The sequence below is a fragment of the Candidatus Nitrosopumilus sp. genome (assembly GCF_965263415.1).
In the GTDB taxonomy this organism is placed as follows: Archaea; Thermoproteota; Nitrososphaeria; order Nitrososphaerales; family Nitrosopumilaceae; genus Nitrosopumilus.
Genome location: NZ_OZ253671.1, coordinates 832,322 through 852,176, shown reverse-complemented (window position 1 = coordinate 852,176; position 19,855 = coordinate 832,322). Strand labels below are relative to the sequence as shown.

24 protein-coding genes are annotated in these 19,855 nt (G+C 33.5%); 7 read left to right on the top strand and 17 right to left on the bottom strand.

Annotated elements, in window-relative coordinates; all coding sequences use genetic code 11:
* Window positions 1–64: 64 nt before the first annotated feature.
* Window positions 65–1,261 carry a hypothetical protein gene (locus tag ACQY22_RS05690; RefSeq protein WP_428323743.1) on the top strand — a complete coding sequence of 399 codons (1,197 nt, stop codon included), beginning with the start codon at window positions 65–67 and terminating at the stop codon, window positions 1,259–1,261.
* A gap of 3 nt (window positions 1,262–1,264) precedes the next feature.
* Window positions 1,265–2,083, top strand: coding sequence for a SirB1 family protein (locus tag ACQY22_RS05685; RefSeq protein WP_428323742.1), 819 nt, complete (start codon window positions 1,265–1,267; stop codon window positions 2,081–2,083).
* Here ACQY22_RS05685 and ACQY22_RS05680 read toward each other — a convergent pair.
* The 9 genes from ACQY22_RS05680 to ACQY22_RS05640 form a co-directional block, all read right to left on the bottom strand.
* Complete coding sequence (locus ACQY22_RS05680) at window positions 2,080–2,250, bottom strand: hypothetical protein (RefSeq protein WP_012215752.1); 171 nt, start codon at window positions 2,248–2,250, stop codon at window positions 2,080–2,082. The genes ACQY22_RS05685 and ACQY22_RS05680 overlap by 4 nt on opposite strands.
* Before the next feature lie 176 nt (window positions 2,251–2,426).
* Complete coding sequence (locus ACQY22_RS05675; RefSeq protein WP_428323741.1) at window positions 2,427–3,605, bottom strand: ZIP family metal transporter; 1,179 nt, start codon at window positions 3,603–3,605, stop codon at window positions 2,427–2,429.
* Window positions 3,595–4,650, bottom strand: coding sequence for a multicopper oxidase domain-containing protein (locus ACQY22_RS05670; protein WP_428323740.1), 1,056 nt, complete (start codon window positions 4,648–4,650; stop codon window positions 3,595–3,597). Before ACQY22_RS05670 ends, ACQY22_RS05675 begins: the two co-directional genes overlap by 11 nt.
* A gap of 125 nt (window positions 4,651–4,775) precedes the next feature.
* Complete coding sequence (mntR, locus tag ACQY22_RS05665; protein WP_428323739.1) at window positions 4,776–5,255, bottom strand: transcriptional regulator MntR; 480 nt, start codon at window positions 5,253–5,255, stop codon at window positions 4,776–4,778.
* Window positions 5,256–5,315: 60 nt separating this feature from the next.
* Window positions 5,316–5,477 carry a hypothetical protein gene (locus ACQY22_RS05660; RefSeq protein ID WP_428323738.1) on the bottom strand — a complete coding sequence of 54 codons (162 nt, stop codon included), beginning with the start codon at window positions 5,475–5,477 and terminating at the stop codon, window positions 5,316–5,318.
* A 118-nt stretch (window positions 5,478–5,595) separates the two neighbouring features.
* Window positions 5,596–6,552: a WD40/YVTN/BNR-like repeat-containing protein gene (locus ACQY22_RS05655; RefSeq protein ID WP_428323737.1), complete on the bottom strand. Its 957-nt coding sequence runs from the start codon at window positions 6,550–6,552 to the stop codon at window positions 5,596–5,598.
* Window position 6,553: 1 nt separating this feature from the next.
* A complete protein-coding gene (locus ACQY22_RS05650) occupies window positions 6,554–7,315 on the bottom strand; it encodes a DsbA family protein (RefSeq protein ID WP_428325528.1) in 762 nt (253 codons plus the stop codon).
* A 340-nt stretch (window positions 7,316–7,655) separates the two neighbouring features.
* Window positions 7,656–7,874, bottom strand: a complete 219-nt coding sequence (locus ACQY22_RS05645; RefSeq protein WP_428323736.1) for a hypothetical protein — start codon at window positions 7,872–7,874, stop codon at window positions 7,656–7,658.
* Between the two features lies 1 nt (window position 7,875).
* Window positions 7,876–8,214 carry a PEFG-CTERM sorting domain-containing protein gene (locus ACQY22_RS05640; RefSeq protein ID WP_428323735.1) on the bottom strand — a complete coding sequence of 113 codons (339 nt, stop codon included), beginning with the start codon at window positions 8,212–8,214 and terminating at the stop codon, window positions 7,876–7,878.
* A gap of 311 nt (window positions 8,215–8,525) precedes the next feature.
* On the opposite strand from ACQY22_RS05640, the gene ACQY22_RS05635 reads away from it, so the two are divergent.
* From ACQY22_RS05635 to ACQY22_RS05625, 3 genes are all read left to right on the top strand, one after another.
* Window positions 8,526–8,723 (top strand): hypothetical protein, encoded by a 198-nt coding sequence (locus ACQY22_RS05635; RefSeq protein WP_428323734.1) that lies wholly within the window; start codon window positions 8,526–8,528, stop codon window positions 8,721–8,723.
* A gap of 220 nt (window positions 8,724–8,943) precedes the next feature.
* On the top strand, window positions 8,944–9,300 hold the full coding sequence (locus ACQY22_RS05630; protein ID WP_428323733.1) for a YnfA family protein: 357 nt from the start codon (window positions 8,944–8,946) through the stop codon (window positions 9,298–9,300).
* Window positions 9,297–9,626: a YnfA family protein gene (locus tag ACQY22_RS05625; protein WP_428323732.1), complete on the top strand. Its 330-nt coding sequence runs from the start codon at window positions 9,297–9,299 to the stop codon at window positions 9,624–9,626. Before ACQY22_RS05630 ends, ACQY22_RS05625 begins: the two co-directional genes overlap by 4 nt.
* 7 nt (window positions 9,627–9,633) lie before the next feature.
* Here ACQY22_RS05625 and ACQY22_RS05620 read toward each other — a convergent pair whose 3' ends face one another.
* From ACQY22_RS05620 to ACQY22_RS05600, 5 genes are all read right to left on the bottom strand, one after another.
* On the bottom strand, window positions 9,634–10,950 hold the full coding sequence (locus ACQY22_RS05620) for a hypothetical protein (RefSeq protein ID WP_428323731.1): 1,317 nt from the start codon (window positions 10,948–10,950) through the stop codon (window positions 9,634–9,636).
* Window positions 10,951–11,028: 78 nt separating this feature from the next.
* Complete coding sequence (locus ACQY22_RS05615) at window positions 11,029–11,649, bottom strand: cation transporter (RefSeq protein ID WP_428323730.1); 621 nt, start codon at window positions 11,647–11,649, stop codon at window positions 11,029–11,031.
* Between the two features lie 230 nt (window positions 11,650–11,879).
* A complete protein-coding gene (locus ACQY22_RS05610; protein ID WP_428323729.1) occupies window positions 11,880–13,454 on the bottom strand; it encodes a peptidase in 1,575 nt (524 codons plus the stop codon).
* Window positions 13,455–14,120 carry a hypothetical protein gene (locus ACQY22_RS05605; RefSeq protein WP_428323728.1) on the bottom strand — a complete coding sequence of 222 codons (666 nt, stop codon included), beginning with the start codon at window positions 14,118–14,120 and terminating at the stop codon, window positions 13,455–13,457.
* Between the two features lies 1 nt (window position 14,121).
* Complete coding sequence (locus ACQY22_RS05600; RefSeq protein ID WP_428323727.1) at window positions 14,122–15,159, bottom strand: cupredoxin domain-containing protein; 1,038 nt, start codon at window positions 15,157–15,159, stop codon at window positions 14,122–14,124.
* A 93-nt stretch (window positions 15,160–15,252) separates the two neighbouring features.
* Between ACQY22_RS05600 and ACQY22_RS05595 the strand changes: the two genes are divergently transcribed.
* Window positions 15,253–15,636, top strand: a complete 384-nt coding sequence (locus tag ACQY22_RS05595; RefSeq protein ID WP_428323726.1) for a hypothetical protein — start codon at window positions 15,253–15,255, stop codon at window positions 15,634–15,636.
* Here the strand turns inward: ACQY22_RS05595 and ACQY22_RS05590 are convergent.
* Complete coding sequence (locus ACQY22_RS05590) at window positions 15,633–16,370, bottom strand: winged helix-turn-helix transcriptional regulator (RefSeq protein WP_428323725.1); 738 nt, start codon at window positions 16,368–16,370, stop codon at window positions 15,633–15,635. The genes ACQY22_RS05595 and ACQY22_RS05590 overlap by 4 nt on opposite strands.
* 156 nt (window positions 16,371–16,526) lie before the next feature.
* On the opposite strand from ACQY22_RS05590, the gene ACQY22_RS05585 reads away from it, so the two are divergent.
* Window positions 16,527–18,059: a virginiamycin B lyase family protein gene (locus ACQY22_RS05585; protein WP_428323723.1), complete on the top strand. Its 1,533-nt coding sequence runs from the start codon at window positions 16,527–16,529 to the stop codon at window positions 18,057–18,059.
* 102 nt (window positions 18,060–18,161) lie between these two features.
* On the opposite strand, the gene ACQY22_RS05580 is transcribed toward ACQY22_RS05585, so the two are convergent.
* Both ACQY22_RS05580 and ACQY22_RS05575 read right to left on the bottom strand, forming a co-directional pair.
* A complete protein-coding gene (locus tag ACQY22_RS05580) occupies window positions 18,162–18,671 on the bottom strand; it encodes a DUF6036 family nucleotidyltransferase (protein ID WP_428323722.1) in 510 nt (169 codons plus the stop codon).
* Window positions 18,658–19,752 carry a hypothetical protein gene (locus ACQY22_RS05575; protein ID WP_428323721.1) on the bottom strand — a complete coding sequence of 365 codons (1,095 nt, stop codon included), beginning with the start codon at window positions 19,750–19,752 and terminating at the stop codon, window positions 18,658–18,660. The genes ACQY22_RS05580 and ACQY22_RS05575 overlap by 14 nt, the downstream gene beginning before the upstream one ends.
* Window positions 19,753–19,855: the final 103 nt, after the last annotated feature.

The window sequence follows — 19,855 nt, the reverse complement described above, 5'->3', positions numbered from 1 at the left end:
CTATATTTCTTTGATGTAAAACCAAGATAATGTTAAATGTAGTAATTCGAGATTCTATTTGAAAATGGGAGAGTTTGAGGAATTTGCAGAAGCACTTTTTGGTCAATTATCAGTAGAAATTGATGAAGAAAATGAGATTTCAAGCCTGGTAGTCAAGGCTAAAGAAGACCTTGCTGGCAAAATAGAGTTCAAAGATATAGAAAAAATAACAGAGGAAGTGCTTCCAAAATTTAAAGAAAAGATCAAAGAATTTCTAGGAATAGAAGTATCAGATATTTTAGAATTTGAGTTTCCAGAATTAGAAGATCTAAAGAGACTCAAAGGAGAGAAAGTATTTGCAGATAACGAATCAAAAGAATTTGTAAGAGAATTATTTAATGCAGTTGCAAAAGAAGACAATACAAAGATTGCAGAATTAATGAAGCAAGATACTGCAAAGTATTTGGTATATTCCACCTATGCAATTCAATACATTTCAAAAATCACAACAACTTATGGCGACTATCTTGATGGTGTGATCTACCTTAACAGATTCATCTTGTCACGTTATCCACAAATCATTTTACACAAACAAGGAGAACCATACGAATCAAGATTTGAGAACGTAAACTCTGGATATACAGGAGGAATAAAGATGGCAGTATTAGAAGAGTTAATTCACTCGACACAAGAAAAGTTACATCAAATAAACAAAGAAGCTGCAATGCAAGTAAACAAGATTAATGAAGAACTAGCAAGGATTATTCTAGAATTAGATACAGAAACTGTTAACATGTTAGCGGAATACTGTCAACTACAAACAGTGCCAGATGATTTCCCATTTGCAAAAAGAGCAAATCTGTTTTTCTTTTTGAATCCAGATCATTTCTTAATCGAACAAATTGGACCTGATGTCATGACATTCACACATGTAGAAATGGATCCAAAAATTAAAGAAGCAATTCCTCAACTCTTGGATATTTACAAGAGATGGCTTGCACCAATACAACAACATCATGCAGTATTTACCGCAATGGAAGGCATGGCAGGATTTGCAATTGAAAATATTCTAAAAGATGACCAAGACTTTCAAAATTATCTCACCACATTCATGGGGACAGACTTTTCATCATATCAGGTAAGAAAGAGCATGGGCAAGGACTTTACAAAGGCAGTGTATGAAAAACTAGGCTCAGATACCTTCAAAAAAATTATAGAAATTCCTCCAAATACCAAAGAACTCAAGGATCCTCAACTATACCTTAACAAGTTGGGCCAGTGATAATTGGAAAAAGAGTTTGATCCATTTGTTGCAGAATGGGTTTCATTTGTAAAGAATCCAAACTTCAATTTAGTTGAAAAGTGTCTAAAATTTGCACAAATTCTAGAATACCCAGATCTAGATATTGAAAAGTACATAGAAAAGACAACCAAAATGGGAATGTCTCTTAAAGAATCAATTAGTGATGTCAAAAATCCAACATATCTCATATCAATGTTAAACGAACATCTCTTTGAGAATCTAGGGTATAGTGGAGATGATGATGATTACTATAATCCAAAAAATAATTTTCTAAACGAAGTACTAGACAAAAAGACAGGACTGCCAATTACTATTTCAATTCTTTATGCAGAAATTGCAAAGTTCATAGGACTGGATCTTAAGATTGTGGGATTTCCAAGTCACATCTTAGTAAAATATAACGAAGAGATGATACTAGATCCATTCTATGATGGAAGATTATTAGACATTGATGACTTGCAAGAAATTCTCGATACAAATTATGGAGGAGAAATAGAATTCAAACCAGAATTCTTAGATGAGATAGAACATGATCAGATTCTAATAAGAATGACTCGCAACTTGAAGAATTCCTATGTACAATCTTTTGTTTATGATAAAGCACTTCGTTGTGTCAATATGGTTTTAGCAATTGAGCCAGAATCACCTGAGGATATTAGAGACAAAGGAATACTGGAAGAAAGATTACTAAATTATGATAATGCTTTAAAATATTTGAATAAATATTTGGAGATTAATCCAAATGCAGAAGATGTAGATTTTATTTTAGAATTGATTAGAAGTATAAAGACAAAAAATTAATCAATAATAGAATCTATATCGTTTCCTTTCTTAATCATTGAGATTTCATGACGTGCAATTTTATTTCTCAATGCTCTTTTGAGGATATCGACTTCACTTCTGAGCAATGCAATTTCATCTTCAAGTTTTGCAACTCGTTCATAGATGGTTTCAGCTTCTGAACTCATGATTATCTATCAAGAAAAAATTGTCTTAAAAAGTTATGGGTAAATAATTTGATGAGCAGGTTAGCTTTTTGGACTATAATTTAACATAGGAAATATTGACTTTTTCTTTTAATGACTGACTATTTCATGCTTGAATAGATGAAAAAATAGAGTATAATGCTAATTCACCAAAAAAATTAAACCAGGATACTAGTAAGATACATTATTGCCATTCCAACTACAAAACCTGAAGCTATAGCGGCACTAGATAGATTCTTGTCACCTTCTTCTCGCACCCATTTCAAAATTGTAATTATTACTTGAAATATTGCACCTGCCCCAATTGACAAAAATATCACAGATGTGAAAGGAGAATATACAAAGCCTCCAACCCATGCACCAAAAATGGCTGGTGCTCCAGCAATCATTCCCATAGCTGCTAATTTTCCAATCACTCGTTTTTCCCTAGACATAGGGGAGGCAATTGCAATTCCCTCAGTGGTATTGTGTAACGCAAATCCAACTATCAAAAATGTACTAAATGCAACAGACCCAAGACCAACAGCAGCTCCTATTGCAAGTCCCTCACCAAAATTATGCAATCCAATTCCTATAGATATCATCAGTGCAATTGCAACAGGTTTTGTAAACCTAGACGATCTTGCTCTGTTTACTAATTTTTCACCAGTGTAGTACAATCCAAGAAATGAAGCTACTAAAACTGTAGCAACAAGCAGTACACCGTTAAAACTTCCTGCAAGGTTTTCTTCAGAAACTTCTAATGCCTCTTCAACAGAATCAATTGCCAAGAATAACAAAAGTCCTGCAGTCAACGCCAAAAAGAAATGATACTTTTGTTTGCTAATCCTTTTGATGAAAGGCAACCAAAGCAAACCAATCATTACAGGGATAATTCCAACATAGGTTCCAATTATTGCAAAAAAGACTACAAGATCAAAAGTCGGTTCTAATGCAGGGGCAGCAGCATCGATTTCTTTTTCAAATCGTGTTCCATCCTCAATTGTAATTCCAATTCTATATGGTTCTGCCTCATTCCATTCAAAAGGAATTCTCACCAAAGCTGTTTCATACCTGTTCAAATATCTATCCGGTTCAACTGCGGCAGGTTGTATTCTATCATTAACATCTGCCATTGCAACCTCAACAGGGATTGGTCCAGTATTTCTGACAGTAACTTGAATTTCAGAATCTACAAAATCTACTTTTTCCATCGTAACTTCAGGTAATGGAACTCCTAAATCCAATAAATCCGAACCAGGACCAAAAATGTATGCGATCATAATCACTAAAAATGCAAATGGAATGACACCACTTGCAATCATTTTTCCTTTTGAGGATTTGTTACTAACTTCCATATCCTTCAGACTCTACAGTATTTTCATCTTCATTTACCAGAAATATTCCTACCCAACCTTTTTCTGAGAATTCTACCTTGTGTGCGTGGAAAAGATATTTCCCAGGATATTCATACTCAAACTCCATTATTCCACGTTCAGTTTGTGACATCGTTATCATGTCTGTATAAAATGACGGTACAATATCAGTTCCTGTGGGATAATATTTGTACAGATTACCATGAAGATGTAAATTGTTAATTGGATCAAATTCCACCATGTTTACAACATAAACTCGAATCAATTCATTAGCATTGATTTGGATTGGGTGGTGTTGATAGTAAAATGGAATAGTGTTTGCAGCATAGAAATTATTTTCAGTGTCAAAATCAGTATCTAATCCATTTAAGACCATAACCATCTCATCAGCTGGTGGACGTTCCTCTTTTGGATCTACAATAAACACACCATAAAGTCCATGTACAATATGTTCCTCAAGTGGCATTACATGACAGTGATATGGGTGAACTCCTACTGGACCTGCTTCAAATTCATAAACAAACTGTCCACCATTTCCACCTACTGGTTCAAAGACTCCATCCATTCCAGCTGGATGAATTCCATGAAAATGCATAGTGTGTTCTTTTTCCCCATTGTTGATGAATTTGATTCGTACAACATCTCCTTCGGTTGCTCTAATTGTAGGTCCAGGAACGGTTCCATTAAATGTCCAAACATTATAAAAAATTCCAGGGGACACTTCCATTATTTCATCATCATTTGCAATTATTGTGTATTCACGCAGAGTTGTTCCATCAGGTAGTTGTGAAACACGACCATAATTGAAATCACGTAAATATTCCATAGGATCAAATTCCACTGTTGCACTGGTATACAATGGATCTAGTACCTCACCAGTAGTTTTTACCACAGCACCAGAATGAGTTACAAATGTATTCTCATCTTGTTGTGCATTAATACCATCAGGAAAAGCAGTAAACAGTACAGAAACTGTTGCAACTGCAATCAAAAACATTAGCATAATTCCAGAACGTGATTTTATCATGAATGATATACAGAAATGTTTGAACAATATAAAGTTAGCCTAGGCTAACTTTATTAGTCTAATGCAACTTTATTAGAATAGGGCAACTTTACTAGTACCAACACAATCAAGAACGATGTAGAGAATCAATTATTCTTGGGATTAAATGAATGAAGATAATCAGAATTAGATTTTAGAAATGTTGTGAATTTTCTTAATTGTTTCATAGTTTTTGGGTTCAAGTGATGCTCAATTCCTTCTACATCTTTGTTTGCCACATCAAATTCGACACCAATTAGTTGAAAAAATTCTAAAAGATCGCTGTGTTTTTGACGAATGTCATTTGCAATAGTTTTACCTTTTGAGGTCAACTTTAATCCACGATATTTTGTATATTCCACATACCCATCAGAATCAAGTTTCCTAAGCATCTTAGTTACGCTAGGTGGACTAACATGCATGTAATTTGAAATATCAGTTGGAGAAGCATATCCTTTGAGTTCTACGAGTTCGGAGATCACCTCAAGATAATCTTCCATTCTAGTTGTAAATGAATTTTTTTGGCGGTGTGCTTTTTTGATTGATTCTAATCGCTTTGTGTTTTTTCCCGAGGTAGTTTTTGACACGTTTTATTAGAAAACCTACAAGTATTTTATTATTGTAGACTGACTATTTTAGGAATAATTCTAATCTTCACTCAGATGGGTAGTATGACTTGGGTCATCTTTTACTGCCTCTCTTGTTCTTTTGTCTATTGCAATAATGTACGAATCTCGACAGCCTTGAGAGCAAAATTTGGTATTCTCCCCTTCAAACAATTTGCTACAATGAGTACAGACTAGTTTCAATATTTGATTACTCCTAACAATTACAACCATCACCTAATTTTGGATTACATATTTTACAATCTAATAGACATTTATCTTCAGGACAATATCCACAAAATTGTTTTTTCTTTGATTCCAATTATCTTAACCCCTTGTTAGTTCCAATCATTTCATATGAATTTCCATCGTATGAAACTTTGTAAACTTCTTGATACCCATCAGAAGAAAATCCTGAAACATAGAGTCCATTGTTTTGTGAATCAGCAGTAATGCTTGTTACTGTAAGATCAACATTTACCATACTTTCCCACGAATCTCCAGAATTATCTGATTGTACTATGCCAAATGTTTTAACTGAGGCAAATAGTTTTCCTGTATCATCAAAAGTTAATGCAAATACAGACAATCCTCTATACGTATCAAGATGAATCCAAGTCTTTCCTCCATTATCGGATTTGAAAATGCCATTTCCAGTTCCTGCAAATACTAGTTCTGAATCATCAGGTGAAATTGCTAATGCTGAAACATACTCTGGATAGTCTAGTGTTTCCCAAGTTTTTCCAGCATCAACAGACTTGAATAGTCCGCGTGCTCCACTGTCAAAACCAATTATTGTTTCGGGATTTTGTTTGCTTACTGCCATTGCATGAAAATCAACTGGGGGCTCTATCACATTAGAAACATGTTGCCAAGTCACTCCTCCGTCATTACTTTTGATCAATCCTGTATTTCCTCCAGTTGATGGATGTCCACTTGCATAGAGAGGGAATCCAGAAACCAGTGGCGCATTAAATGCCATATAGTCTGCTCTAACTTTGTCTACTTTGATTGGAGGTGCACCGCTAATACTTTGATAGAAATCCCCATGTGTTGCAATATACAAAACAGAATGATTTGCAGGATCTAGCCCCAATCCATGAACATGGCGCCAATTAATAATTCTAGGATCAAGTTCCTGAGAGGATTCCAGATTTGGAGATTGTTCTACAATTACTGATGAATTAATCAAAGACGAACCAATCAAAATTAGGGTCACAATTATGGCAATTACAACTACTGCACTAATAATAATGAATTTCTTGTTGTTAGAGTTCATTTTAGTGCCTTAACATGCCATCAATGACTTTTTGAAAACTCTCAAACGGTTGTGCACCCTTTAATTCAACATATCCTAATTCGTCATTACCAATAAAGAATGCAGGTGTTCCTGTTACACCATAGTCACGTCCATCCTGAAGATCTTTTTTTATCTCATCAAGATATTTCCCAGATTCCAAACATGCATTAAATTCTTCAATGTTTAATCCTAAAACAACTGCATATTGTTCAAATTCTTGTAGTAGATTTGCTCCATCTATTTTCTCCCACGTACTTTTTTTATCAAATATCATATTGTGGTATTCCCAAAATTTTCCTTGATCATCAGCACATTCAGTAGCTAATGAAGCAGGCAGTGCATTGTCATGAATGCTTTGAATTGGGAAATCTCTATAAACAAAATTGACTTTGCCTGTGTTGATATAATTTTCTTCAATCAACGGAAGAGTATTAACATAAAATCGTTGACAGAAAGGGCACTCATAATCTGAAAATTCTATTATCGTAATTGGTGCATTTGGATCACCTTTCATCGGATCATCATCAATGGAAATTTTTACAGGCGGTGTATTTGGTTGAACATTAGATTTAGCAGTATTTCCAATTTTTGATTCTAATTTTGAAATTGCAGTATCAAGATCTGATTTTGTAATTTTATCAGAAGTTAAATTTGTAATATATGAACCTGCAAAAAAAGAGGATATTGCAATTACTATCACTAGTACAACAATCAAACTAGTAAACGTAGATTTTTTAATCATAATATTATTTGAATTGTTAATTGTATTTTTAACAGATTCATCTTCCAAAAAAATTCACTACTGACAATAGATTTTTTGAATATTTATTCACTATGTTTTATCATTGTACTAATCTTTTTTTAAAAAAATGAAGTGATTATTTACAAGAACAATCACATAATGTCCTAATTCAAAGATTTTAACGTTATATATTGCAAAAATGTATTTTTAATTAAATTGAAACTACAAACTAATTCAAAAGTTGCAATAATTGGAATTATTGCTGTAATTATCTCGTATTTTATTTTAGTCAATAGACCTTAAATTTACTAATCAATAAACAAGTGGAATTAAGACTTGATTAGTATCTGAGTTCATCTTTTCTTTCTTGGAATAGTTTACGATATTTTCCTGCTCTTGGAGTAATACGTAAAACACAACGACAGCAAGGACATCTTGCGTCAGTGCAATTTATGAAAACATTACATTGAGTACAGAGTTTCTGATTGTTTTCATATCTAATCTTTCCATTGAATTTTTTAATTTCTATTCTAAGACAAAGTCCTTTACACACGTTCATTTTAGATGGACTCCAAATTTCTATACACAGGTAATTTTTTTCCAGTTTTGCTCAAAATCACTACAATAACAAAGGCAACACCTAACACTAACAGAGCAAGTAAATCAAATTCAGGAACAACATTTACAGTGATTTCGACATATTCATCAGTTCCTGCAATTTTTTCAATTCTTATGGTAACATCACCTGCCTCTTTTTCCACAAACACAAAATTCTCAAAAGTTCCACCACCATTTGCAATTCCAGACTTGCGATGAATCTCAGTTCCGTTTTGGACTAGTACAAAATCATATGAGACATTTCCTGAAGTTATCCCAGTATCCTTATCATAAAATGACATTATGAACTCAGATTCTCCAAGTTCAAGTGTATTTGGGAACCACGTAAGATCTACCCTGTATTTTCCAGTATCAGGGTTTGATTCAGAAATGCTTTCTAACTTTATTGGGAATTTTGCAACTTCTTGAGGATTGACAACAACTAAGAAACTAACATCAGATAATGAATTTCCTATGTAGTGTCAGAACAGTATACTGCGTTTGATTTTTGGAATATGTTAAATGATGAAAAGAATTTAGCGTGTTAATCGTATTCGTTTATTGTACTAAAATACGATACACGTAAAACAATTTAAAAAATGTAAAATATGAATTGAAAATCAACAAAAAACTAATTCTTTTACTTGCATTGATTTGGTTTGTAATTTCATTACCTCTTCCTTGGATAATTAACAATCCAAATGTATCAGAATCTGCTTTCTATATAACATTAGGGATAATTGGAATAATGTCTATTCCATTTGTAATGTTGGGAATAGCATGGACTTTGAAACCAGAATTAACTCATTGATTTTTGCTTTTAATTGTTGACTATCAATGTCTAAATTGACAATTTTTGAATACAGTCAACAATCACAGGATGATTTACTATCTAATCGAGGATTACATATTTTACAATCAAGTAAACATTTGTCTTTTGGACAATAACCACAAAACTGCTTTTTCTTTGATTCCAACTCATGTATCTTAATTAGTTATAATATAGAATCTTTATTCCATTTTGATATCAAATGGGTGATCAATCAAAGAATTTTTTCGTTTCAATTCTATTATTTTTCCTAGCTGGTCTTTGTGAGATTGGCGGAGGTTACCTAGTCTGGCTTTGGTTACGTGAAGATTTTAGTTGGATGTTAGGTGCAGTTGGAGGATTTGTGTTATTCTTGTATGGAATTGTTCCAACATTTCAGAAGACTCACTTTCATAGAATCTATGCAGCTTATGGAGGAGTCTTTATTGTAATGGCAATATTGTGGGGATGGTTAATTGCAGGTGTGCCACCAGATACCTATGACATTATTGGAACAATAATTGCAGTTATTGGGGTTGCAATAATTTTCTACTATCCAAGAAAAGGAGAGAAGGTTTGATCGAAGTAGCAACTAGTCTAGGTATTTTCTTTTTTTCAGCACTATTAGAGATTGGTGGAGGATATCTTGTATGGAAATGGTTGCGAATTGATAAAAGAAAAATATTTGGAGTAATTGGTGGATTGATTTTATTTTCTTATGGAATTGTTATGACTTTACAGCCTGCTGAGTTTGGTAAAGTCTATGCGACATATGGAGGAATCTTTGTTGTATCATCAATAATTTGGGGTTATTGGGTTGACAAGAAAAAGCCAGACAAACCAGAGATAATTGGTTCAGTAGTAGTTTTGATTGGTGTTGCTGTAATGTTTTATTTTCCTAGATGAATCAGTTCTAAGGCGTATTCAAAGTCTGCATAAATTGTTGATTATTCATCATGTTCTGCATCATCTGAGGGTGCATCATCATGTTGTCCATCATCTGTTGACGTAATTCTGGATCATCCATCATACTATTCATCATTGGACTCATCATGTTGCCCATCATTCCTTGCATGTGCCAAGGATTGTTCATCATCATATCATGCATGTTCTGCATTACTTGAGAATCATTCATCATTTGACCCATCATATTATTCATCATTTGTGGATTGTTCATAGTCCAATTACTATTCATCATAGGTTTCACATTCATCATGTTCATCATTTGATTATTGTTCATCATATCATACATCATTTGTGGGTGATTCATCATGTCATACATCATTTGTTGCCTTAGTTCAGGATCATTCATTGCAGTTCCCATAGCGCTCATGTTATTCATATTTGACATCATTCCATGATTCATTCCCATCATGTTGCCCATCATCATTCCTTTGCCCATCATAGAGCCACCCATCATGTTGTTACCCATCATACCTTGGTTCATTCCAGAACCCATCATGTTACCATTCATCATATTATTTCCCATCATGTTATTGTTCATCATCATGTTGTTTCCCATCATGTTACCCATCATCATTTTACCATTCATCATGTTCATCATCATTCCATTGTTCATCATGTCTTGCATCATCTGAGGATTGTTCATCATTGTGTTCATCATCTGTTGTCTTAGTTCAGGATCATTCATCATTCCCATCATTCCGTGATTCATAGAACCACCCATCATCATATTCATCATAGTACTATTTCCTCGCATTGTCTGCATCATTGGTTGATGTTGTGCCATCATGTCCATCATTTGTTGACGAAGTTCTGGGTTATCCATCATGGTATTCATCATAGGACTCATCATCTGAGGATTGTTCATCATGGTTGTTTTCATTTGATCAGTCATTGTCTGCAAATGCTGAGGATCATTTGCCATAGTATCATACCAAAGTTTTCCAGTTTGCTGATTGCTTAACATGCTATTCATTACACGTTGCATTTGTTGTGGGTCGTTTGTCATCATGTTCATATCCCAATTACCCCATCCTCTATCTGCCAATTTCAGATAGCTGTTAGGATTAACACACGCAGACATGCCCATGTTTTTCATCATGAGAACCTTACCGTCAGCACATACGATTTGGTTAGGATTTGTTCCCATCATCATTTGTTGTCTTGGAGACATCATGGTTTGTGCCATGACTTGCTCAGAAAGTAAAGATAGTGAAATTGTAGCAACAGCAAAAATTAAGATTACAGAAAGTAATGTATTTTTCATACTCTATTGATAGTATTTTTGTTAAATTTAAAGTATATACCATATTTCACAGATGATTCTCAAATGATGTAATGAGAATTATGATGACTCGGATTGCTTTAGATCATTTCTAGCATCTTTAATGATTGAAAATGATGACTGTAAAAAGAGACTCGCAATTATTCCAGCTACTATAAGGTCAGGATATGATGTTCCTGTTAAAAATACAAAACCTGCACCAACTATTACCAAAATATTACCTAGTGCATCGTTGCGACTAAAGAGCCATACTGCACGTACGTTTGCATCACCTTTCCTATGTGGAAGCAATATGATCACAGCAAGTACATTTATCAAAAGTGCACCAAAGCCAAAAACTCCCATCATTCCAGCTTCTGGAACATGCAAAACTTGTGTGCGATATATCGTATAACCAAGTACTGCAATTCCCATTACACCAAGAAAAATTCCTTGTAGAAGAGCTGAGCGAGCACGTAATTTCAAACCCCATCCTATCGCAAGCAATCCCAAAAACGTGATTGACCCATCACCTAGAAAATCAAGTGCGTCAGCTTTGAGTGCTTGAGAATCTGCCAAGAATCCACCAATCATTTCGGCAATCCCGTAACCTACATTGATTAAAACGACAATCCATAATGCACGTTTGTATGCAGGTGTGATGTGTGCAAGATCTTTTGGTAAATCATCATCGTCTGGCATTAAATCACTATCTCGTTAATGTCTAGAGTTATTTTTTCTTTCATGAAATGATTTTCGATATTTGTTTGCTCTAGGAGTTACTCTCAAAATACAACTACAGCAAGGACATCTTATGTCAAGGCAAACCATAAAAATATCACATACAGGGCATCGTTTTTGATTATTTTCATATCTAATTTTTTGTCCCTTGATCTTTATTTTGAATCTGTCACAAACTCCTTTGCACAAATTCAATTTACAACAATGACTCCATTTTTCATCAAGTATTCAATTCCTTGAACAAAGGCATCATCATCAATAGAACCATCTGCCCACCAACCTGCATTGTTTTTTATCCAAGAAGGAATTTCGTTGTCAGTAGATTCTTGTGAGGTAGTTATAGGAACTTGTAGAATGTTTTCTTTAATCAAAAACTGTATTCCTTGAACAAAGGCATCATCATCAATAGAACCATCTGCCCACCAACCTGCATTGTTTTTTATCCAAGAAGGAATTTCAGGCTCAATATTTGTTAAAATTTGTGGCTCAAGTGAGGGTTCAATTACTATGATAAAATTTCCTCGTGAAAGAGTATTATCATCAATGTTTGAGAAGAAAATATTTGCAGTTCCCGTATGTTCTGGTGTAAACGTTATTGTATGAGAATTTGAAGTATCAGAATTGACATTACCAGTTAGATGTTTTTTGTAAATCTCTGCATCGTTTTGAATTACAGTAAGATCATATTCTGTAACTCTCTTAGTTTTTGCACTAAACAATTCATCAAAATCTACAAAAAATGTTACAGGTTCACCTGCACGAATGATTTCAGGTTCCCATGACAAGAACACTTTGAATCGATAATCAGGAGTAGCAAATTCTAAAGGAAACTGTGTTTGGTCACTTGTCTTTAATCTAAAATCTATTCGTGAATCAGATACTTTTGAAGCCTCTTCTTTTAGTTCTTTGATTAATTCACGATAAACTGTCATGTGAACTGTTCTATCATCAAAAGAATAATCATCAATGGTTACTACATCATCAGGTAACAAAATACCATTTAGATATGCATCATACTTTGTAGACAGAAACTCTCCAAATGTATTTGGAACTCTGATTTCTTCATGAATTACGCTTAGTTGTTCAAGATCTTGATTCCAATCAAAAGGCATGGAAAAACTCATCTGATTTGAATCAAAATCAAAATTGTTTACGACATCAAAATACGAAATGACTTGAACGTCATGAGATTGGTTTTGAGAATCAGTGACTCCAAAAGTTTTGGTATCTGCAAGACTGATTGCCCCTTCTAGTTCCACCCTTACATCCAAGACATTTGTGTCTGAATCTACCGTAAGTACTTCCACTTTGTATTCATAAAGACCGCCTGAGGAGAAAATGGGTCCAGTAAGAGTAAGAGGTTGATCATTTCCCCTCATCCAGCCTCCCAAAAGAGGCTCCTGAACCCCATCAATTTCTATTTTATCAGAGTCATTTGAAATCACACGAAAATTGAGATTGCCAAATTCATCATGAAACATGTATCTGAAAATTCTCTCTCCATCTTTTTTGAGTTCCAAGATAAATGTAACATGTTCAATAATTGCTTCAGTTTCTGAATTAAACAATTTCAGTGTCACAAAATTTTCTGGATCATTAGGATCATATGTAGAAGGAGAGACATTTATTGAAAGAGTTGCATCCCTATCTCCAATAGTTCTAGGCGGATGCATTTCTCCTCCCAATCCATGTCCAAATGCGGAATTTGTAGAAAACCCTAAACAAACAATTAGAAAAAGTGCTAAAAACTTGAAGTAAAATTTCATCTAAATTACCTCAAATGAATCCATGATAAAATTGATATTTTCTTTTTGTTTTATGCTAAGTGTTTCTGGATGATCTCCTGTGTATTGTAACATATACAATCGATTTTCCTTTAGAATCAAGAATTGTTCTCCATATGTCTGACTAACAGAATCATTTACTGCAAATATTGCCCAATCATTGTCAGGAGATACTTGTTCAAAAGGTATATCGTAATTTTGAGATTCCATCAAGGAGATTTGGTCATCAATGTATTCGTGTAATGAAAAATCTTCTTTTTGTATATCAAAGATTGTGAGCAAAAACTGTTTGTTATGGTTTTGTTCAATGAATATTCCATCAACAAATCCTATTGTTTTTAATGATTCTAGTTCTTCAGATTCAAATTCATCTAATGCAGAATGAATTTCCCAATTGCTGTTTGGTTTGAATATTACAAATCCAAGATTTGCATCCTCATAGAAATTTTTTTCAAACATACCTGTCTTTTGAGAACTAAACAAAGTAATTTCACCAAATCCTGAAAATGCAATTTCTGTGCCTAAAACATCACTTTTTGTGTCATTTGGAATATCCAAAAACAACACACCAAGAAAAGACATTCCTGCAACTATTGAGACAATTAATGAGAGTCGAACTAGTTTTAGTTCTGATTTTACATCCATCATATCATACAGGACTAGCCTTTCTCTCCTTTTGATTTGCAGATATATCAGATCCTTTGTTTTTCATGTAAAGAATAACTACCAATAGCATAACGCCTGGAACTACAATGATTGCAACTGCTATTTCATAATAAAATTGAACAGTTTGTCTTGGTTGGACAATTTCATCACTAGTGAATGTTTTTTCGGTATTTTCATATACAATTGCACTAAAATCTGCCAATCTAGCAGATGCATCATCACCAAATTGGATTTGTGTTTCAGCTACAGTTCCAAAAGGCTTGATATTTTTAATTTTTACAATTGTGGTTCCAGGTTCTTCATAAATCCATTGACGATAATCCCCACCTGCACTTGAAACTGCGCCTTTTTCTTCAAAAACTAAATTTCCATTATGAATTATAGAAATATCATACTGCATTTTTCTTAAAGGAAGATCATATACTGCATCATAAAATCGATAAATGAAATTTACTTTTTCATGTGTTTTGATTATGTGAGGCTCCCATGAAAAATTAATTTCAATTGATTGATCAGGTGTTATTTTATACATTGGGAATTGTTCAAGTTTTTTTCCTGTACCATCATGGGGATAATCTGGAATGAATGGTTTTACAAACACAATTCCTTCCATCCAAGGATGAATTATACAAAAATAATTGAATGCACCTTCTTCTTCAAATGTATAAGACCATGATTCGCCTGGCATGAATCGCCCACTATCAAAAATGCCATCTGCTTTTCCTAGATTCTTAGAACCCATCCAATCAAATCTACCAGCCCCATCTCCACTAGTGACAGTATGTCCTTCACGGTCATCATTAGTCCATGTTATTGTATCTCCAACTTGGATGATAAGTTCTGGAGGGTCATACCATACTTCGGCAGGCGTATTTAGTTCTGGATTAAATGCTCCAAAGGGAGTGCTAATTGTGTATTCTTCAGCAAAAGATTGCTCAATAGTAAAAAGCATGACTAGAACAAACATTCCAATGATGACTTTTCTTGAAAAAGTTCTAGGGGCTTTCTCAAGAATCATCATCAATGAAAAATATCTTTTTTTCTTTAATTAATGATGATATTGTTTTACCATTGTTCCAAATAATTTAAAATCAAATTAATTCAAAACTAAACATTGCAAAAACCAACACTATCCATTAAAGAGAAAACAAAAATTCTCCTAATAGTTTCAGTTACGGCTCTTGTGATTTCCATCCCTCTTGGTTTTGACAGAGTGGATTTTGAAGAAAGAGGATATTATGCAATTCACGTAGCTAGTGTGATTTTTGGTTTGTTTTTGTCAATAGTTGGTTTGATCACATATTTGGAGTTTAGGAATATTCGTTTGTTGATGATCTTTGGTGCGTTTTCAGCAATAACAGTTGCAGAAAGTACATCATTGGCAAATCTGCTAAATCCGTTCTTCGAGATTACTTATGGAGCTCATGATTTCATAACACACGGTTTGATTCTTGTAATGTTATCCTTTTTCATTGTAGGGATTTTTAGATCAGACTAGAGATAAGAGAAAGTATCAGCAAATCTGTCTTTCATAGTATCAGTTACACTTGGCTCAAGTCTATCCAATGCGTTAAGAGTGGTTTTTGTATCAAATAGTTTGAAATGAGGTCTTAGTCCTTTTATTCGTAGTACAATATTTTCTTCAACCAAATGAGTCAATGTTAATGAAACTGTGGAGGGAGCTTTGCAGACATGGGCTTGAATTTCTGAAAAAGTTCCCTTTTGATTTTCAACAAGGAATAAGATTATTCTCTTTGATGTTTCTTTTCTTAAATTGATTAGTGTTGAATATTCTAGGGATGGGATGTCTTGTGGGAAATAATTTGCACGTCTAGTAGAACGTTTGATAATTATTTTAGAATCTTTTTCTAAATTATTAAGAGAATTTGAAAGTGTGCCAAAAGGATAACCTGATAATTTTTGCAACTCTCTAAAAGACAACCCAGGATTTTTGTTAATAATTTCTAAAAGAAATACAATTCTGGGGTTTAGGATATGATATCTTTTAGGTTTGTTATGATATAGCATAACCTTACATCCATTTTCAATTTTACCAGAAGTTTTCAAAAATCCCAATTTTTTGAGAATTTCCAGTCTTCTGTAAACTGTACCAAGAGAAATTTTTGTATCTTTGCTGATTTCAATTGCAGATTTGGGAGAACATGTTGACTTTAGAATTAATCTTGCAGATTGATCTCGAACATATTCTGAATAATCTGTTTCATAATCCATATAGAACTAAAACAAAATATGGTTTTTAAAAAGTTTGTAAAAAATCACAACTAGAAAACATAATGCATAGTAGAAACATGACAAAAACTGTATTTTTGTTGGTACAACTATAGAACAACATCAAGGGATTAAAACTATGAAAATGCCTTTTATCATGTGTACAAAATTCTCTATGTTATTCCCGTAATTGTGATTTTGGTATATTTTGGGGCAGTGTATACTTTAGTCCCTTTTGGAAATGATAGTTCTACTACAGAAATTAAAGACGTTCAAAAATTAACTGGAACTCCTGCTGATAATTATGAACCTCATGAAAGAGACCAACATTGTGGAAGTTCTGATGCTAAGACAAGTCAATACATCAAAGAATTTAAAATTCCCACTCCTTGTACACAACCTCTTTCAATAATTGCTGATTATGACGGAAAAATTTGGTTTACACAAACCAATACAGGGAATATTGCAAAGTTTGATCCTGAATCTGAAGAATTTACAGAGTATCCAAATGATATGTGGTCATTGAATAGTGCATCAATGATGTGGGGAATAGCACTTACTGAAGATAATGAAATTTGGTATACAGATGACAAATACGGGGCACTGTGGCAATTCTCTATTCCTGATGAAAAATATTCAAAGTTTGAAATTAAAGGTAAAACAGGAAAACCATCACCCCAAAAAATCGGTTTATACAATGATAATTTTGTAATTAATGATTTTTCAGGAAAACAAATTGTGGTTTTGAATCATGAGAAATTAGATAATGGAATTTACACTAATGCAACTCTTTCAATTCCAGATGGATTCTTCACAAGTCAGGCAGTTGTAGATAATGATGGAAACATGTGGTTTATCATGTGGAAATATCAAAAAGAAGCAATACTTGTTAAAACAAATTCCAATACACAAGAAGTAGAACGATTTAATCTTCCTGATTCAATAAAAGCACCAAATGGTGTTGCATTAGGACATCTAGGGAATATTTGGATTGCAGATACTGCAGGAAATTCATTTTACAAGTTTAATCCAGATGATAATAAAGTGATAGAATTTGTTACATCAAAACCATCAGTGATGACCTATGGCAATGCTTCAGGATTAATTAAAACACCAATTACACGTCCTTACTGGAATGCATTTGATTCGGAGGGAAACATGTGGTTTAATCAACAAACTGCAAACAGATTGGCAGTTTTTAATCCAGATATAGAATCACTTGTAGAATATGACATTCCATCAAGAAATCCTGATTGGTCAGATTGTGGAGACTTGAGTGATTGTGGGTTATCACAAAGTTTTGGATTTACGTTTAAAGATAAACAAGTATGGTTTACTGAATGGGTTGAAAACAACATAGGAGTACTAGACACTTCAGTACCATTACCAATAGAAGTTTCAATAGATGATGATGAAATTGAAATCAAGCAAGGGGAACAAAAAGAGTTCTTTGTAACTATAACACCCAATTCAAACAAAAACTCTGAAGTTAAATTATTTGGAAATAGTAATTCTGAATCAATTACAGTTAATCCAAAATCAGAGATGGTATTAATCTCAGATGAATCTGTAAAAATTCCTGTAACTATAACTGCAAGCGATGATGCACATGAGGGATATTACAAGATCTTAATCGGTACGCAGTTTAGTGATGTGGCAATATCATCGTATGCTACAATTAAAGTTGGATAATTTTGTAGGAGATAACCCATCTAAGAAACCAACCAGATATCCGTTAAATTGCTCACCAAAGGGATTCTTTCAGAGATTCTGAGTTTAATTGATTCAAAATATCTAGAAAAAATTCTTTATCACATGATTTAGATTAATCTCATAATTTTCTTCCCTTCCAACATACACAACTTGCTTTGCTCTTTTCTTGATTTGTTCTGGAGTAATTCTAAATTTCTTAATACATGTTGCAATGTCTTCTTTGTCGCGTCCATGCAATCTACCAATCTTTGTAACAATGATATCAAGCGGATCTAAAATCCTGAGTTTCATTTTTTTCATCTTTGTCCTGACAGGTTTGCTTTTCTCCAAATAGTCATCAGGCAAGTCTTGGCTGAAGACCATCCCATTATTCCAAGCATCAACTTTGAATCCATGTGGGATTATTTTCAAGACTCTATCAAATTCAGAATAGTCTTGGGCAGGAATTGTAAAATCAACATCAATTGTGGATGCTTTAGCATTATGAAGAGTCATTGCAGTGCCACCTACTGCAACTACAGTTATCTCACGCTCAAGTTCTTTATCTAATTCTTCTAAAAAATCCAATAATTGCTGCTTACTCAATGACATCGTATAGCCTCATCTTTTTTTCAACATCTTTTAGGTTCAACTCAATCTCCTTTTGGCGAGTCTTTACATTGTGAACGGTAGTATTTCGAAGTTCTTCTATTGCGTGCGTCAGTGCTTCAGCAGGTTTGATTGCATCTAGGATTTCCAGTATCTGATACAATCTTTTTAGAACATGAAATTTTGTTGCAAGAAAAACTAAGAGAGTATAGTTAACATGAGACTCGTTTTTTCCAAGAATTATAGGAATTGCTTCTATTCGTCGTATGCTTTTGTCTTTAAGTAAGATAGATGTTATGATGTATTCAATGCTTATTGGGGTTCCATTTGTTATTTTAGTTCCAATTTCTTTGTATCCCAGTCTTGCTAGATTGTAAACCATGTCTTGTTCAGATATTTTTGCAGGGTTTGTTTCTTCTTCAAATTTAATATTCATTCCTTCTTTAAGAGCAGCCATTATTTCTATCCAAAATGTTTGAGGATTTGAGAGAACTATCTTATTTGAGAGCATTTCTCTTGCAACATTAATTTCATCTGAAATTAATAATTCAAGAAAAGTTTTTCCGTTAATTAGTATATGATCTATTCGGATGTTATACTTTTTGTATAGTGCATTCATTATTGAGCGAACAGCTGCAATTTCTCCATCAACATCTCCTTTCCTCTTGGAATTTTTTAGTAGAATCAGTAACTCTATTCTGTTGAGTTTTGCATTTCTTTGAGGATTAACTATGGATATTGATTTTATAAAATAAAACTCCTTTAGAAATGTGCTAAGTTCAATAAGTAACATCTGAAAGTCTTGTTTATTTTCAAGAAACAGTGTCTTTCTTCTTAGTTCCATTTCTGCAAGCATGTCAATTAATAATGGATTCTCAAAGCTCAAAACTGCAATAGAAGATCGCCCAATGCTTTGAATTCTAATCAGTTCTGTTTTTTCCATCTCATGTATTGCCATGTAGATGTTTTTGTAATCAGCAGAGCCATAGATTTGATGTATGTTATTTTTTATTTCGTTAATTGACATTGGGTTGCCAATCTCTCTGGCAAGTATATCCAGTATTTTGTACATATTTTCTCTCATATCTAGGCACCACTTATGGTAATAACACCATAACATTATGGTTTATTACCATAATATTATGGTAAAAGTACTATAAATACATAGTACATACTCAGTACACCTA